Annotated in this window: 24 protein-coding genes; 22 read left to right on the top strand and 2 right to left on the bottom strand. The window is 35.4% G+C overall.

Annotation, left to right across the window (positions count from 1 at the left end):
* Positions 1-246 precede the first annotated feature (246 nt).
* From ACFYKX_RS25685 to ACFYKX_RS25655, 7 genes are all read left to right on the top strand, one after another.
* Positions 247-696, top strand: a complete 450-nt coding sequence (locus ACFYKX_RS25685; RefSeq protein WP_389364941.1) for a hypothetical protein — start codon at positions 247-249, stop codon at positions 694-696.
* Positions 697-735: 39 nt separating this feature from the next.
* Positions 736-1,260 (top strand): hypothetical protein, encoded by a 525-nt coding sequence (locus ACFYKX_RS25680; RefSeq protein WP_389364939.1) that lies wholly within the window; start codon positions 736-738, stop codon positions 1,258-1,260.
* A 51-nt stretch (positions 1,261-1,311) separates the two neighbouring features.
* The gene (locus ACFYKX_RS25675; protein ID WP_389364937.1) at positions 1,312-1,500 is read left to right on the top strand and encodes a hypothetical protein; all 189 of its coding nucleotides are present in this window, start codon (positions 1,312-1,314) and stop codon (positions 1,498-1,500) included.
* A 5-nt stretch (positions 1,501-1,505) separates the two neighbouring features.
* Positions 1,506-2,378 carry a hypothetical protein gene (locus tag ACFYKX_RS25670; protein ID WP_389364935.1) on the top strand — a complete coding sequence of 291 codons (873 nt, stop codon included), beginning with the start codon at positions 1,506-1,508 and terminating at the stop codon, positions 2,376-2,378.
* Positions 2,379-2,688: 310 nt separating this feature from the next.
* Complete coding sequence (locus ACFYKX_RS25665; RefSeq protein ID WP_389364934.1) at positions 2,689-2,949, top strand: hypothetical protein; 261 nt, start codon at positions 2,689-2,691, stop codon at positions 2,947-2,949.
* A 1,061-nt stretch (positions 2,950-4,010) separates the two neighbouring features.
* On the top strand, positions 4,011-5,549 hold the full coding sequence (locus ACFYKX_RS25660; protein ID WP_389364932.1) for a DNA cytosine methyltransferase: 1,539 nt from the start codon (positions 4,011-4,013) through the stop codon (positions 5,547-5,549).
* A gap of 118 nt (positions 5,550-5,667) precedes the next feature.
* Positions 5,668-6,465: a hypothetical protein gene (locus ACFYKX_RS25655; RefSeq protein WP_389364930.1), complete on the top strand. Its 798-nt coding sequence runs from the start codon at positions 5,668-5,670 to the stop codon at positions 6,463-6,465.
* 217 nt (positions 6,466-6,682) lie between these two features.
* On the opposite strand, the gene ACFYKX_RS25650 is transcribed toward ACFYKX_RS25655, so the two are convergent.
* Positions 6,683-7,420 (bottom strand): hypothetical protein, encoded by a 738-nt coding sequence (locus ACFYKX_RS25650; protein ID WP_389364928.1) that lies wholly within the window; start codon positions 7,418-7,420, stop codon positions 6,683-6,685.
* A gap of 163 nt (positions 7,421-7,583) precedes the next feature.
* Between ACFYKX_RS25650 and ACFYKX_RS25645 the strand changes: the two genes are divergently transcribed.
* The 12 genes from ACFYKX_RS25645 (at position 7,584) to ACFYKX_RS25590 (ending at position 14,267) form a co-directional block, all read left to right on the top strand.
* Positions 7,584-8,615, top strand: a complete 1,032-nt coding sequence (locus tag ACFYKX_RS25645) for a hypothetical protein (protein ID WP_389364926.1) — start codon at positions 7,584-7,586, stop codon at positions 8,613-8,615.
* An 89-nt stretch (positions 8,616-8,704) separates the two neighbouring features.
* On the top strand, positions 8,705-8,827 hold the full coding sequence (locus ACFYKX_RS25640; protein WP_389364924.1) for a hypothetical protein: 123 nt from the start codon (positions 8,705-8,707) through the stop codon (positions 8,825-8,827).
* Positions 8,828-8,912: 85 nt separating this feature from the next.
* Positions 8,913-10,013, top strand: a complete 1,101-nt coding sequence (locus tag ACFYKX_RS25635; protein ID WP_389364923.1) for a hypothetical protein — start codon at positions 8,913-8,915, stop codon at positions 10,011-10,013.
* A 152-nt stretch (positions 10,014-10,165) separates the two neighbouring features.
* Positions 10,166-10,477 (top strand): hypothetical protein, encoded by a 312-nt coding sequence (locus ACFYKX_RS25630; RefSeq protein ID WP_389364921.1) that lies wholly within the window; start codon positions 10,166-10,168, stop codon positions 10,475-10,477.
* 18 nt (positions 10,478-10,495) lie between these two features.
* Positions 10,496-10,702: a hypothetical protein gene (locus ACFYKX_RS25625; protein ID WP_389364919.1), complete on the top strand. Its 207-nt coding sequence runs from the start codon at positions 10,496-10,498 to the stop codon at positions 10,700-10,702.
* A 78-nt stretch (positions 10,703-10,780) separates the two neighbouring features.
* Positions 10,781-11,020 carry a hypothetical protein gene (locus tag ACFYKX_RS25620; protein WP_389364917.1) on the top strand — a complete coding sequence of 80 codons (240 nt, stop codon included), beginning with the start codon at positions 10,781-10,783 and terminating at the stop codon, positions 11,018-11,020.
* Positions 11,021-11,175: 155 nt separating this feature from the next.
* A complete protein-coding gene (yneA, locus tag ACFYKX_RS25615; protein WP_389364915.1) occupies positions 11,176-11,469 on the top strand; it encodes a cell division suppressor protein YneA in 294 nt (97 codons plus the stop codon).
* An 11-nt stretch (positions 11,470-11,480) separates the two neighbouring features.
* Positions 11,481-11,906: a hypothetical protein gene (locus tag ACFYKX_RS25610; protein ID WP_389364913.1), complete on the top strand. Its 426-nt coding sequence runs from the start codon at positions 11,481-11,483 to the stop codon at positions 11,904-11,906.
* A gap of 980 nt (positions 11,907-12,886) precedes the next feature.
* The gene (locus tag ACFYKX_RS25605; RefSeq protein WP_389364911.1) at positions 12,887-13,087 is read left to right on the top strand and encodes a hypothetical protein; all 201 of its coding nucleotides are present in this window, start codon (positions 12,887-12,889) and stop codon (positions 13,085-13,087) included.
* Between the two features lie 59 nt (positions 13,088-13,146).
* The gene (locus tag ACFYKX_RS25600; RefSeq protein WP_389364909.1) at positions 13,147-13,284 is read left to right on the top strand and encodes a hypothetical protein; all 138 of its coding nucleotides are present in this window, start codon (positions 13,147-13,149) and stop codon (positions 13,282-13,284) included.
* 14 nt (positions 13,285-13,298) lie between these two features.
* Positions 13,299-13,616 (top strand): hypothetical protein, encoded by a 318-nt coding sequence (locus ACFYKX_RS25595; protein WP_389364907.1) that lies wholly within the window; start codon positions 13,299-13,301, stop codon positions 13,614-13,616.
* 183 nt (positions 13,617-13,799) lie between these two features.
* Positions 13,800-14,267: a hypothetical protein gene (locus ACFYKX_RS25590; RefSeq protein ID WP_389364905.1), complete on the top strand. Its 468-nt coding sequence runs from the start codon at positions 13,800-13,802 to the stop codon at positions 14,265-14,267.
* A 108-nt stretch (positions 14,268-14,375) separates the two neighbouring features.
* Here ACFYKX_RS25590 and ACFYKX_RS25585 read toward each other — a convergent pair whose 3' ends face one another.
* Positions 14,376-14,513, bottom strand: a complete 138-nt coding sequence (locus tag ACFYKX_RS25585; RefSeq protein ID WP_389364903.1) for a hypothetical protein — start codon at positions 14,511-14,513, stop codon at positions 14,376-14,378.
* 188 nt (positions 14,514-14,701) lie between these two features.
* Here ACFYKX_RS25585 and ACFYKX_RS25580 point away from each other — a divergent pair, with 188 nt between their 5' ends.
* The 3 genes from ACFYKX_RS25580 to ACFYKX_RS25570 all read left to right on the top strand — a co-directional run bounded on the left by ACFYKX_RS25580 (position 14,702) and on the right by ACFYKX_RS25570 (position 16,010).
* Positions 14,702-15,127, top strand: coding sequence for a hypothetical protein (locus ACFYKX_RS25580; protein ID WP_389364902.1), 426 nt, complete (start codon positions 14,702-14,704; stop codon positions 15,125-15,127).
* Positions 15,124-15,711 carry a hypothetical protein gene (locus tag ACFYKX_RS25575; RefSeq protein WP_389364900.1) on the top strand — a complete coding sequence of 196 codons (588 nt, stop codon included), beginning with the start codon at positions 15,124-15,126 and terminating at the stop codon, positions 15,709-15,711. The genes ACFYKX_RS25580 and ACFYKX_RS25575 overlap by 4 nt, the downstream gene beginning before the upstream one ends.
* 104 nt (positions 15,712-15,815) lie before the next feature.
* Positions 15,816-16,010, top strand: coding sequence for a hypothetical protein (locus ACFYKX_RS25570; protein WP_389364899.1), 195 nt, complete (start codon positions 15,816-15,818; stop codon positions 16,008-16,010).
* The last annotated feature ends 213 nt before the right edge of the window (positions 16,011-16,223 follow it).

Below are 16,223 nucleotides of genomic sequence, written 5' to 3'. Positions count from 1 at the left end.
CTAACTTTTCAATCGATGGGACCCCGAACCCTTTCGATTGAAAACTAAGAAACGAGCTAGAGGTTCAAGGGGCAAAAAACTTTTTCTTCCAGGTGAAGCATTTGAAAGAAAAACTTTTTCGCTCAGATCACCCTTGACCCCCTAGCTATGCTCATGCTTCGAGCTCCTTGTCAAAACGGGAAAAATGATTCCCGATTTCGGGAACTGAGTTATGCGGAAATCAAAAAGAAAAAGGAGCTAGAACCTATGAACAACATCATTTTTTTAAACCAAAACGTACAAGTACAACATCTTCTTTCTTCAATGATTACTCCTGAGTTATCAATGGGGAAAATCTTTAATATCCTTTGTGAATTAGTCTCTTCACTAGAGGATGCTATTAGCTTTATGGAAACAGTTGAAGACGAAAATCACGAACGTATTCAATCCAAACAATCCGCGCTAGAGAATGCTGAATTGCTTCTAAAACACTTAACAAAGCAATACCAAGAAGCTGAAGAAAATGGAACCTATGATGATTCTTATCGAATTTGTTCTGACTGTAAAAATGTGATGACAGAGGGTTATTGCATTGACGGAGGTTTTGAGCATTACTGTAGTGATGCCTGTTTAGAAAAGAATATGACGAAAGTTCATTATAACTATCTGTATAACAATGGAGAAGGCGATTCTTATTACACTAGTTGGACCGAATAAAGGGGCTATGCCCCTTTTATAAAAAGGAGATTGATAAACATGGGTGTTATTCAATGTGTAGGAACTTATCCATTTCCCCAAGGAGAAATAAGAGTCTTATGGGAAATTGGAGAAATTATAGAGCATGGATTAGAAATAGAAATTGATTTAGATAGACCTTGTGGCTATTTAGAAGGATTAGGAAATTGGTCTTTTGGCTTAGACAAGGACACCTGGGAACGTTGGGGAAGTTGGATAGAAACTAGGGTGTATGAATGTCAAGGAAATGAACAACGATTAGAGGAACTATTGGCTTTTTTAGATTCCCTTGACTGTACTTTCAGACCCGAAAAAGGAATTCATTTAAAAGACCTAAAGAAAATTAAATCCTTAATTGAAAGAGACACAGACGAACTTCTCAGATTCAAATGTTATGACCCTACATGTCAGCATATCTTTCTCAGTCAAACAAACCTTTGGGAAGAGTACGAAATTCAATGTCCTAAATGTGGCTGTAGTGAAGAAGGGAAAAATAATCGAAATACTCATTTTCACTTGTTAAAGGCTAGTTGGTTGAAAATCTAAAAATCTTGCAAGGGGGATTCCCCCCTTGCACCATACAGGAGGAAAAACGGAATGCTAAAGATAGTTATTTTTGAAGCGAACGAAGAAGAGCTAGAGGAACAAGGATTAGATTTTGAAAATGAAATGAATTGGTTAAAAGAATCCAATATACACGTTAAATCTATTATTGAAATTCCTGAAGAGACTATGTGTGATAAAGAGTTATCAACAAAATTAGAAAATTACCTTAAAGGAGTCTGATAGACATGTTGCAATCAAGTATTTTAGATTTTCCAAACCGTGGTAAATGGGGACAATCCTCTTATAGAGGAAATTGTAGTGGTCATGTGATTAAAGGATTATTAGAACATTTCAAACCTACAAAATTCTTAGAAGTGTTTGCTGGAGGTGGAACAGGAAAGGATGTATGTAAGGAGTTAGGAATTAAAAACAGTGTACACCTGGATTTAAACACGGGATGGAACGCTTTGACAGACAGTATTCCTTTTGGAAATGATTTTACGTTTAGTCATCCTGCTTATTGGGACATTATTTCTTATAATCAGGTTAATTCCAGGAGCCATCCAGATGACCTTTCTAATAATATGTCCTATGAAGAATTCATTTCAAAACTAAATACGGTAAATAGTAAAATATATCAAGCACTTGTTAATGGGGGAAGGCACGCTTTTCTCATAGGTGATGTAAGAAAGAAAGGAAAATACTACAGCATCATTAAAGATATGGCTTGGATTGGAGATTTAGAAATTCATCTAATAAAGACCCAACACCAAACGGTTTCAGGAAGAAAAACGTATAATGGAACGTTTATCCCTATCGCCCATGAACATCTACTAATCTTTCAGAAAAATCAAGTGTGGCAAGTTCCTGTTAAACTAACAAAAACGTCTGAATTCGATTTGCGAGTCTTTGAGAATATGACATGGAGGGATTTGATTCAAGGAGCTCTTGAATATTTAGGAGGAGAATCAGATTTAAACTCTATTTATGAAGTCATATCCGAAAGTAAAAAGGTTCAAAAAAACCAACACTGGAAAGAAAAAGTGAGACAAACCCTTCAAATTCACGCGAATTTCCACTCCATTGACAGAGGAAAGTGGAAGCTAAATATTGCTTAAATTTAACCAAATTTTAATGAATTATGTCAGCAAGCGAAAGCAGTACCTTTGATGCATATAAGCTTTCGCTTGGTACATGTATATGCTAATTATTTTTGATTTTATGATATTTCCAAAAGGGGGAAAAGGTCTTCCCCCTTTTTCTATTATTTTTTTTTAGATTTATGGTTTTAACCCTTGTCCTATCTGCATATATTTAGGGTACTCCCCTTTCGATGTTGAACACTTGAACGATGTTCATGTGTTCAACTGTTCAGGGGAAAAACCCGTTTTTCGTTAAAAAATTTTTTTAGCAAGGGAGAGATTTTTTTTGAGAATCCAAAATACCGAGAATCGTAAAGTTCGGTCCGATAAAAAAGAACGTGTAAATATAACGACAACTCAGGACACTCATACTAAGTTAAAAAAATTAGCTGTTAGCTGTGGAATGACAAAAACAGCTCTAGCTGAAGATATGATTCGTCTTTGTGTGAACCATATGGATATTGTGAATTGGTATCAAGAACAGTTTAATCAAGATGAACAGTATCGCGTGAAACCTGTTCAAAAAGATGGAAACCTGATTTACTAGGTCCCTCTTCTTTCTTAATAGGAAACTCTTTTAAGATTGTTCCCTATCTTTTTATATTGCTTATGGCATCTACCACATAGCTTTTTTTGGCTTAAGAATCTTTCCTTTGAAACTCGTACTATTACATTGCAACGAGTACATTTCATTGCCCTCACCTCTTAATCTTCTTAGTAGAGTTATGGACAATCTATTTGACTTTTATACCTGGTACTCTTAAGTGCTTCCTGGGGCACAGCCACGTTGAGCCTGTAAGGTCCTTGATCGTTCTCGAACGAACAGGACCCAACACGCTCATACCTGTTCGCTTCCCTCTAAAACCCAAGCGACCAACAGGACTGTAAGGCTGCACAAAACGCAACCTAACATCCTGTTTGTTCCATTGCCTTTCTTAACGAGTGAACGAGTGCCAAAAGCAAAGAGTAAATACCTGACCTTTAAAGGATATCTTGCTTTGGCAAGCCTTTTATATTTCTAGAAGGAAGCCAGGCTAACGCCTGCCACGGGATATGAACCGAACGGAGAAGTCAAGGGTGTTCTCGAATTATGGCCAACGGGCTTCTAGGCTAAGTGTCGTTTATTTTTGCTTTGTCGTAGGGAACAAGAAAGCGTAAGTTGCCTGTGGGGATGGATGGCAACCTAACGCTTTCTAAGTCCCCTACTTCCTAGCAAAACCAACTCCACTAAAGCCAGAATCCGTAGGGCAAATTCTGCGCTGCATTCCTTGACTACTCCTAACCCCCCCTCTCATATGCTTTGCGAAGGCACATCCAACCTAAACTCAAAAGCGAATAAGGAGATATGCCTTCTACTGACTAGTATGAGGGGGGCATACGGTTCAATCCCGATTAAGAACGCGAAGAGCCCCAAGCCAAGCCTACCTCAAAAGCGAATAAAACCGAAAAACCAACCCTTTTCCCCTTCTTTTAGTGATTGTTTCAAAACAAGGAAACCCTTGATAATACAGGTTCTTCCCCTCAAAAACCTTGACATGTATACATGTATACATTATAATTATAGATGTAGAGAGGTTAAGAAAATGTAGGTTTCTGGGAGGTTTACTTATGAAAAATCTTATAAAAAATCTGATTAAAAAAAGAAAAGCTAAAAACTCAAAGCGTGGGATTTACCTTCAAGACCGAGAGTTATTAGATACTACCTTTCAAGCTGGAACTAATTACAAATATGTTATAGATGCAAAAAACCGAAAAGTTATTATTCTACCTACTGATAATCAAAAGGATAATACGGTATCAAAACGTAAACTGAAGGACGGTATAAAGCCAGTCATTGATATTCGTAGTAAGGAAGCTTTATCTCTTTTTCAAGGTGTATCTTTCTTACAGGTTGAAATTTACGGTGACGAGATCGTAATTGAAGGTTTTTCTGAAGAAGGATTAAATAATCAAAGATCTGAAAAGCAAATTCAAAAATCACTGAAACAAGTCACTGATATTCGTCAGATCCTTAAAGTCAAAAATAAATTTTGTGTATCTTTATCGAAGAAAGACTTACAAAAAGCTGTAGGTGACGAATCCTATCAGCAATTAAGTATAACAGACTTCTTAGAATATGAAACATCGGCTTCCAGTAATGTTACTTACATTCAGCAAGCCTTAAAAGATATTCGTATTCCCCTTCAGGTAGTTTCTCTTTTTAGTGGGGCTGGATTATTTGATCAAGCTTTTAAAGAAAAAGGGTTTGAAATCATTTTCGCCCTAGAGAAAGATGAAGAAATTGCTAAGACGTATGAATATAACTTAGGAGACATTACCAAAGCAGATATACGCGATTTTGATAAATCAAAACTACCGTATGCTCCTATTGTCATCGGAGGAAGTCCATGTAAAGGTTTTTCTAATGCTAATCGGAAATCCAATTATTTAGATAACCCTAACAATCAACTAGTAAAGGAATTTATAAAGTGTGTAAAACAAATTAATCCTTATGTCTTTGTTCTTGAAAACGTTCCTCAGATTTTAACTGCTGGAAATGGACAGTTTTTTGAAGAGATCCAACAAGAATTAAATACTTTCTCAATAACAAAGGGTGTTGTTTCTTCAGCTGGTTTCGGTGATGCTCAAGATAGAAAACGCGCCTTCATTATTGGTTCGCGTTTAGAGAGCCCTATTGAGCTCCCTAAGCCCTTTTTAAAACCATTTGAGTATAAAACCGTTCGAGAGGCTTTTAAGGGTTTAAATCCTTTTATACCGAACCAAAACGATATATCTACTCCTAAGCCGATTACTTTAGAACGCATTAAACACGTAAAATCAGGTGGAAATGTATTTGATATTCCTGAAGATATTCGCCCAAAAGGTCAGCACAGCGATATGTATAAACGCTTAGAATGGGATAAGCCTGCGGTAACGATTGTAAATCCTAGAAAAGCCATGTTGTTACATCCAGAGGAAAATCGTATCATTTCCCTTAGAGAAGCGTGTCGCTTATTCAGTCTTCCAGATACGTTTATCTTTAAAGGTGCTTTAAGTGCCATGCAAGAATCTATAGCAAATGCGGTCCCTATTCAGTTAGGAAAGGCCATTGCTCAAAAAGTAAAAGATGCTATCGAACAATTCAACATTCGCGAAAGATATGTTTAATCTCAAAGACTAGCCTTTGCTAGTCTTTTTAAATAAAACTATTAAATTCACTTGTCTTGTATACATGTAAACTGTATAATTTAGTAGATTACTATTTTTGCCATATAGAGGTGATGGAATGGAAGCTGTTCAAGTTGATGAATTAGAAAATCTTCGCAAGATCGTAATGAGCTTACAACCTGAGCAAAGAGAAGCTATTATCAAAAAAATAGAGCTCTTTGCGGAATGTGATTCTAAAGATAGTCTCACTGATGTAAATGGGAATTTTCAGCCTGCTATATCCAAGCTTGATTTTGTTCATGTGGACTTTACCGGTGTAGGTGGAGAATGGGACGGAGCTCATTATGGTGTTGTTTGGAATGTAAATCCAAGATTTGATTCTTTTGTTGTCATTCCTACAACAAGTAAATCACGCGTTGAATATCCAGATGTATTTCCCATTGGGAATATTTTAGGCTTACCACCAGGAAATACAACTCTTTTGGTTTCTGATATGACACGGGTTTCAAGAAAACGGATAACTCCTGTTCAATTTAGACACCATACAAAAGGAGTCATAAATACTCGTTTAAAGAAAGATTGGGTTCTAAGGATTGAAGAAGCAATAGCCGTAACATATGGTGGACAGATTACTTTTGAACGTTTTTTAAGAGATCGATGTTCTGTAGCTATGCCATCTGATTTAGAAGTTCTGATAGCTTGGCGTTTTAAACCTGTAATTGCTAGATATGACCCAAAAACCCAAACTCTATATTATCGTTTATGGACCAATGACAACTGGCACACGTTGCAATTAGTTAACCCTAATCAAAAGATCAAAAAAGAAATGAAGTCTTTTATTATGGATAATTACTTATCAAGTGATGATACACTTCAACAACACGCAATTGTTCAATATAACCATTTGTACAAGTAAACGTAATTTTTTTCTACAAATTGTAGAAAATTTTATCACTTTTGTTGACTTCTACCGTGTAATTATTTATTCTAAAGATATAAATTAGATATAAAAGAGATAACGATACCCTCGTGAAGAGGTCTAAAATTATTAATCATTTTGCGAATTCTCGGTAAGAGAACCAAAAGAAAAGGGATGGAGGCTAACCTCTATCCCTTTTCACATTTTTAAAACATTAATCGTATTTCTTTGAAGGATCTTGATATACTTTAGAGCTACTTAACGTTGATCTAGTGACTTTTGAACGTCTTGTTAAAGTACTTCCTTCTTTGTAGTGAATCTGTCTGAACTTTTTTGTTTCTTTCTGGACAGGTAGTGAGGAAGGATCACTCATTAACCACTGAAAATGATCTTGCTCCTTTTTAGAAGGATTTTGTTGCTTAAAGAGCGTTTGTATTATTTCAAGTCTTCCTTCTGGTGACTCCAACAAATGTACTTGTCCCCTATTCTCAAGAAGTTCTAACGTGATTTTTTTAAACCGATTAGCCACTCGAAATGTTGGCAATGGTGTAGCAATTACTTCTCTATAACTAACCTTTAGTTCTAACTCTTTTCCTATCTCTTTCTCTCTATTCTCAAAAAACACATTACTATCAGTTTGACTTGATGTACCAGCAAATTGTATGAATCGTTTGATACAATCAGACCCAACTTTCAAAAGAGCATTTGTATTTGGATTTTGGATAAGCCAATTCGCTATATAATTACGATGGTTACATAATTCACAGTTTTCAACGAATTCTTCAGAGTCGTTAGGGATGTACGTCACAAGTTCCCATTCCGTCTTTGCTTCTTCAAATAAGTCACTTCGGCTGTTTTCGATTAAGTTCTTAATAACCAATGGACCAGGAATTGTTGTCAGTTCTTGTTGCGAATTACTTTCTAAAACAGGCTTATCGTGTAATTGTCTCAAATACATACCCCCTATATTTTCTACCTATATTTTAACAAATAGTTGCTCTATTCACTAATAAAATAGAACATGCGTTTCTTAAATTTGACACGTATACATGTATACGTTATAATTATATTAACGGTCAAACACTACAATAGTTTTGACGATGGGGGGAATTTACTTGCAACTAACACTATTTGAACTTGAAAACGACTTTAGACAACATAAAAAATATATAAATGGTTTATTGAAATCAAAGGATGAAATCATTCATTTAGCAAAAACAGAAGGTAAAACTAGATTCTATAACGTTTTATCTTTTGGTGGTGGAACACAAAGCTCTCACTTATTAGAAGAACATTTTAGAGGGAATATTGATTATGATTATATAGTCTTCAGTGATACAGGAGCCGAACCAGAGTTTATTCACGAACAAGTAGCATGGTGGATGGAAAGACAAAAGATGATTGGGAACACTACCCCCTTTATCGTTACGACACATAATAGTATGAAACGTGGATTAGAAGAAATGTTAATGAGGTACATCTTTACAGACTATCAACGCTTTCAAATGCCCTTATACTTCAGTAAAGTAGATGATAACGGGGAGATAAAACCAGCCGGAATGATGCCCAGGCAATGTACTGGCGATTTTAAAATCATTCCAGTGCAGCAAGCAGTAAGAAATCAAATTAAATCAGAGTTAGGATTGAGCACGAGACAACCTATGCCTAAAAATATAGCAATCATTATGGATATTGGTTTTAGTTTTGATGAAATAAATCGTGTTGGTGGTTATGTATCACATCAGAGTAAATACATATATCTCTCATATCCCTTGATTGAGGAAGGTTTTACGACAGATGATTCTATTAAGTTTCTTGAAGAGAATCAATTCCCAAGTAGACGATCACGTTGTTACTTATGCCCCTTTAATTGCGATGGAAAAGGCTTAGGAATGGATTGGGACGAAATTATACATGCAGAGCCCTTAAGCTTCCTAAAAGCGTGTTTTTTTGATGAAGAACTAAGGAAAGCTCAAGCAAGTGGAAGGAAGAATATGCAAAGTATTCCATACTTTCATTATTCACGACAACCTCTTAAAGAGGTATATCGAAAAGATTATGAAAACTTAGTCCGTAAATACAATAATAATTTAAATCATTGGTTATATGAATGGAAGGAATTTTTGTTAATTAAATACTGTGCTTAATGAAAAGTATATTTTTTTAATTGACATGTATACATGTATACATTATAATTATAACTATTAAGAGATAATAAAATTCAGGAGGGCTTACAATGAATAAATGTACTTTCTGTGGTAGAAACTCCGATTGTCATAACACGAAATTTGTAGGTGGTTATCAGATATTAGAATGTTGTACCGATTGCGAGGAAGCAATTGAATTCGAACAGGAATAGCTTTGAATTTAATGAAACCATTAAGGCTTAGAATCATTTTGAATGTATTCTAGCCTTCTATTTTTTTTAGGAGGAATATACCTATATGAATACTCTTGAAGCAATAAACAATTTTATTCCTAACAAGGAAGCTTATACATCAAGGGATTGGGCAAAGTGCTTTAAAGACTCTAAAGGAGTTTGGAAAATAGATCATCTTACATATGATTCATTTCAACGTGGAGAAATGCGCTATTTAATTCGAATTGAATTGTCCCCTTCTAGTAATAAAAAACAAGAATACCGTCATCCTTATGGTTACATTTATAAAGACCAATCTCTAGCAGATATAAAAAGTACAATTAAATATTTAACGGGTTATACCCCTAGTCCTAGTACTCTAGAAGCTATGACATTGCACTTCAGGGATATGTTAAAGGCTAGAATAGAAGAGGATCTCTTTTATGCTGCATCCGATAAAGAACCAGCGAAACGAACCCTTGAACAGTTAAAACATTTAATTTTAAGTAGATACGAACAAAATAACGTGATTCAACAGGAAACCCCTTGGAATCGAAACATAGAAACGTGGAAGAAATATACCACTGAAGAGGAACAAAAACAAGCTATAGAAGCTCAACAAATTCTAAATGGATATGCCTATGTTGACCCTAATACGGCTTATCATGGTGGACATATGGCTTTATTCTGGAAAGACCTTCATAAAGATATTCAAGTCATTGAAACAAACCGCAGGAAGGAAAAAGCCCTAAAAGAACGTCAATATCTTCAATCCCTTTTAGATTTACAACCCAAAATACGACGATTGGTTTCGTTATGGAAACATTGTAGAAGCTATTACGATGGAAACACTAACGAAGTAGAAGTGGTTCACCGTTTGTATGGTTATACTAAAAACGCAGATCAGTACTACCAGAAATTTGGGATGTTTAGAGAAGAATATTTGAAACCCTTTAATATTGATTCTTGGGACCTTCCTCACCTTTCAGCCTTAGTTCAGAAGGATGAACTCCTTCCACCTGTCCCAAATACTTTTCAACGAAAAGAAAGCTGGCATTATGGGGATAAGTTGCTAGTCGATGGAAGAGCAGAATATGTAACCCGTGTAGGAACTAAATATCTCCACTATAGGGGAGGTAAACGTATTCTTATCCATAAGGCCCACCCTCTTAAACAAGTATGTTAGACTAACCCATTGGTTAGTCTTTTCTTGTTTATAAACAACTTTTTCAATAAAAACACTAAAAAAGACCTTCTTTTAGTTGACATGTATACATGTATACATTATACTTATAAATGTAGAGAGTTAAGAATACTAATACCTTGGAGGTCTTATTTATGAACTTAGCTGAAGTGATCAAAAATGAAATGAATAACGATGATGAATGTAGTGAGAAAGTCACTATACAGCTCCTTAACTTGTATGAACGAGCTACCCCTTCTGAAAAATCCATTATTAATGAATTGCTTATTTCTCTAACAGGATGGTCTTTTGACTCTTTGTTAGAAAAACTTGAGAAGGAACAATTAGTTGCAACATGCTCATTATGTGGATTGAACTTTGATGAAACAGAAATCAACATGACAGATTATGATTTAGATCTATGCGAAAAATGTGAAGAGAAGTATAAAGAAAATCATAGTAGCTAATGAACCGGAGGAAGGAAAATGAAAGTAAGGGTAGGCTGTTCTGTTAAGGATTGCTTTGTAGGTAAAGGTGATATGGTGACTGCTTCTTGGTCTATTGGATTTGAAGGTTCGGCTTGTACAGTTGGGAAAGCATACGAAGTAAAAAGCATTAGTTCAAGTAAGAACCTACTGATAGAAAATGATAACGGAGTAACGAAAGAGTATTCACCTTTACATTTTCACTAATATATAGTTCGAAGATTAAACGTAATAAAAAGGTGAATTTATTGCCTATTTTCACCAAAGTCGTTAGGAGGTAGCTTAGTGGAACTAGAAAAAGCTAAAAGTCTTTATGTCATTGCTAAGAATAACCTTGAGAGAGCTGAAAAGGAGTTATCTCAAAAAAGAGAAGAGCTAAAACCTGAAATCGAAAATGCTTATACTTTCGGCCATGATCAAGGGATAGCGTTTGAAAAATATATTACGGTGACTACAGGTATTCACCTTCATCGAGAGGTGTTCAAACGGGCTAAACAAGCCCTTATGGAACACTATAAAAATTAGTTTCAGTCCAATGATACGAACCTTGTTGAAAGGCTTATAGAAATGGATTTTGAATTAGATTCACCATCCTTGTCTAATTAAAAACGTACTGCCTGTCAGAAAAACTGACAGGTGGTATATCCAGAGGTTAAGAAAATAATTAGGAGGTTTTCCTTATGAAAATTAAAGATCATCTTTTTACTATACTATTCGTGTTGTCTCTTACGGTTTTTGTCACGACTCTTCAGAATCAATTATCAAAAGAAGAGCCTGAATATGTCCAGATAGAAGTAAAGCCTGGTGATACTATTTGGGATTATGCAGAGCAATTTAAAGACCACCATCGTTTAAGTAAAGCTGATTTTGTGGAGTGGGTAACAGAAAATAATTTCCTTTTTGATGGGAAGCTAAAAGCCGGAGAGACCATTATTTTACCTATTGAATCCCAAGCCGTTGCAATCGCTGAATGAGGTGACAAACTATGAACCAATTAGAAATGATAGAAGCTCCTATTCGTAGCAATCTCATTACACATGTGGCCCCTTATTTCACACAAGAGCTTATTTATCATTATTGCTATTCCATTGATGATAAAGAAGGGAAAGGATTGTGTACCAACGACTTAAAAAGAGACCTATTACGTATCATTTCTTTTAGTGTTGGTGAGGTTGTTACAGCAGACCAAAAGAACGCCATTACTTATATAAGCGAATGCATTACTACATATGACGAGAAGCTTGAACGTTTATGGAAAGAACTACATGATTTTGTGCTAGAAGAAAAAGAACAGGAGGTCATTGAAAAAGATTTTTATTTTTGGAAAAAAGGTACGTCTAAATATGAGATCTGGGGCTGGTTTGATCATCACCATTCTAAAGGTGTTTCGTACCTGATTTATCTACAATAGCAGGATCTAATTTTTAAAGGTTGTCCCTGTTGTTTAAGGACAACCTTTTCGAATTTTAAAAAGCATTTTTTGCTTTCCAACTAAAGTTAGTACTATACGAAACATCCTTCCTCTCTTTAAATACCTCTAGATTGAGCATCTTTCCAATTACTTTCACTGGATGGGGAAGGGCAAAAAACGGACATTTAAACATTTTAGGGGCACAGCCATGTTGAGCCTGTAAGGTCCTTGATCGTTCTCGAACGAACAGGACCAAACAGGCTCATACCTGTTCGCTTCCCTCTAAAATCCAAGCGACCAACAGGGCTGTAAGGCTGCACAGTACGCAACCTAACATCCTGTTTGTTCCATTGCATTTCTTAACGAGTGAACGAGTGCCAAGAGCATAACCCCTTTCTAAAGGAAGCCAGGCTAACGCCTGCCACGGGATATGAACCGAACGGAGAAGTCAAGGGTGTTCTCGAATTATGGCCAACGGGCTTCTAGGCTAAGTGTCGTTTATTTTTGCTTTGTCGTAGGGGACAAGAAAGCGTAAGTTGCTTGTGGGGATGGATGACAACCTAACGCTTTCTAAGTCCCCTACTTCCTAGCAAAACCAACTCCACTAAAGCCAGAATCCGTAGGGCAAATTCTGCGCTGCATCCCTTGACTACTCCTAACCCCCCCTCTCATACGCTTTGCGAAGGCACATCCAACCTAAACTCAAAAGCGAATAAGGAGATATGCCTTCCACTGACTAGTATGAGGGGGGCATACGGTTCAATCCCGATTAAGAACGCGAAGGGCCTCAAGCCAAGCCTACCTCAAAAGCGAATAAAACCGAAAAACCAACCCCTTTTTAACCTTCTTTTAGTGATTGTTTCAAAGTAAGAAAACCCTTGATATAACTGGTTATTTTGTTCAAAAACCTTGACATGTATACATGTATACATTATAATTATAAATGTAGAGAGGTTAAGAAAATCATTGGAGGTTTTAACATGTTAACAGTCAATCAGGCTAAGAGAAAATTGAAACGTAAATTAAATCAAAAGTATTCCAAGCAGGAGCAACAAGAACTCTTATTTTATCCAGATCGTTCCACCTTAGAATTTTACTCCTGGATCTTTGAGGATAAAGTCCAAAAACTTGAGTGGACATGTTGTTTAAGAACCGGAGTTATTTTAACCATCGGAAACTAATTTTAAATGGTTAGGGCTTAATTGCCCTAACCACCAGATAAAAAAGAGAGGTGTTAATCTTGATAGTGAAGAAAATAGGTGCTTTTAAGATTGTTAAGGACGGAACTACTTACTACCGTGTGTTTAAGGGAAGAAAACGAGTAGCATCTTTCTTGTTTTTATATCAAGCTGAGAATTTCGTTGAAAATAACTCTTAATGGAGGTTTTCCTAGTGGAACATGTAGCTAATATTATTCTAAATCAAATTCGTATTACTGATAGATGGGCCTTGCTTGCCTGGGGAGCTAAAAATTATCTTTCAATGGAAAAGGGAGTGATCTTCAGTATCAGTACCCCGTTATATAAAAGTGGTGTAAAAGTCGAGATCACATTGTCCCCTCTAGATACTTATAATATTACTGTGTTTAGAGAAACAGATGGACAAAGACAGGTGTTAGAAACCTTATCCGATGTATATTGTGATACCCTCGTAGAAGCTCTAGATAGCTTAATAGAGAAAGATAAAAAAAAGGAAATGTTTGTGTTGTAGATCCATTATTAAATCTACTGCGTGATTCCATAAGACTCTTGAATCTGAGAGTCTTTTTTTGTTACAGAACAATGAAACATAAGAAAAAAGCTAAAAAGTTGATGTTTTCCTTGACATGTATACATGTATACATTATAATTATAAATGTAGAGAGGTTAAGAAATTACTTAGGGGGTTTTACTAATGGCTAAATGTCCACATTGCGGATCAAACGTAAAAAAGGTAACAGAACAGCAACATTACTGTTCATTTTGTGAAATGCTAGTGATGATTGACACTAAACAAGCTCCTGTTATTATACGTGGATCTGTAGATCATGTGGATGCTGCCAAATCGACAAAAGACCTTATGGGTTATCATACCTTTGATTTATTAATGTTACTTCGTTTCTGTCGTCAAGAAAGACGTACTACTTATGATTTAATGCAAACGATCAATAAAGTAAAACATTTAAGTAAAGATTTTGCTGAGGGATTCCAGGAAGCCTACCAACAGTATGACTACTGGACTAAAAAAACACGTATTGCAGAAAGTTTAGTTAAAGGGCGTATTGGTACTATTCCTAAAGCTGTAACTAATGATTTATTAGAACAATTTTATATTTCATTTCAAGAAGCTACGTTGGCTGCGCCAACTAAAAAGTATGCTTAAGAGGTATAACTAACTACTTTTTCTTTATTACTTGTTCATCATTTTGAATCACCTTTAATCACTTTTACTCACTTTTATTATCATTTCATAAAGTTTATGAAACTTTAATTATTCATATTGTTCTTTATTAACTCTTTTAATACTAGTCTTTGAACCCATTTTCTTAGCAAGTCTAGCTAAATCCTTAGCTTGCTTATCTGTAAGCCCAGACCGGCCTATTTTACTTTTTTTCTTTTTCATAAACATACGATACACTCCTGTCCATTTGTAAATATTCGTCTATTTATCTAGTAATATTTTGGACAAGATTTCTTTTTCTTATACCTGGTCTACTCCCCCCTTCCCTTTCATATCTTATACCAGATGACCTTGTTACCTAGTTACCCAAACCTTTTTGGTAAAAACGGTCCCGAAAAAGTAAAAAGGGGGAGCTTATGAATAGAACCTCAGACAATTTGAATCCAATGTTTAACCGAAAAAAACCACGCAAACCTTCTCTTCCTAATCCTAATAATGTTCGGAAAGAACACAAAACACATTCTAATAAGAAGTTCGATATTAAGATCCCAATGACAGACCGTCAAATCAGAATCTTCAGGGCTCTTGCCTATAAAAATGGTATGACGGACACAGCTTATGGAGCTTATCTGGTTGTAAAAGGCATGGACTACAACTTAGACTTTGAAGAGGTTGATTATAAAAACCTTCCTGTTACGGTCCATGCTAAATTAACAAAGGAAGAGCACGAGAGATTGTTTCAGTATGCTCTTCAGTGGCAGACTAGAAGTATTCGTAAGACAGCTCATAGAGTGCTAATTGGAATGTTAGATTTTCTAAGTGGTGAGGTGCGTATTAAATGACACAATACAGTCAATATGACCTGATTGGAAAGGAGCTCATAAAGCTCAACGAAATGAACCAGCCCAAATCATTGCTTGAGAGATTCGAAGACTTTTTCTTTGATAAGTTATTAGATTCCTATACTTTTAGTTTGAAGATCCCTAATTACTTGTATTTTCGTGGGAAGATTCTTTGTGAAGATGTAACGGAATTGTCAGGTTATCCTTTTAGCATGGAAGACCTGGTTTATTTGTTATATAGACGGTTTCTTACATCAGTTAAAGAAATAGATGACCCTTTGCATGTATATAACTTACTTTTGGTACGTGTACCTGATAAAGCGCAGCTAAAAAAAAGAGGAAGTCTAATAGATGCTTTGTATAAGGACGAGGGGACGATCCAGTACCTTAATCTAAAATTAAAGAAAAGCTATGTACTCCGTGGCGAGGTCTTGCTACGTGATTTAGAAAATATGATACCAGAACATAACCTTACCGTTGAAAAGCTTTTAGAAACAACCATTATAGACTTTCTTAAAGAATACCAAAATGGTAATAACTCAAGGGTGATCAATTCCCTTATTCAACAATTAGAAGAAGAATAACCCTTCTTCCTTTTTTTAATTGACAATGTATACATGTATACATTAAACTAAATTTATAAACATATTTAACATTTATATAATTATTTTGAAGGAGGTAAGATACCTTGATGACTGTAACGATAGTGGATAGCCGTCCAAAATGGATGAAAACAGAAGATGAACGAGCTGCTTGTTTTATAAATTGTAGTATGTATAGTCAATGTCAATCCAGGTTTGGTTGCAAATGTAGTCGCTTAGGTGGGAGTGAAATACCTAAGTTTCAAGTTCAAAAGCGAAATAGTAAGCGTTTCAGCCACTAACCCACTGATAGGTTTAATACATGAAATAGATTCTTTACACTAGTTCAGGGGTTTGAGCTGGTTAAGATCATAAGTGTATAATGCGAGCTACCTTTTCAGACATACCCCTATTATGTAGTATTACTTATTCACTTTTAACCCTTTTTATTAAATTTTATTAATCTTTATTAAGTTTTAATAATCTTTAATAAACTTTCATAAAGTTTATTAACT

Source organism: Cytobacillus spartinae (assembly GCF_042865285.1).
GTDB lineage: Bacteria > Bacillota > Bacilli > Bacillales > Cytobacillaceae > Robertmurraya_A > Robertmurraya_A spartinae.
The sequence above is the reverse complement of the archived record's forward strand: the minus strand, read 5'-3'. Positions and strand labels throughout refer to the sequence as shown.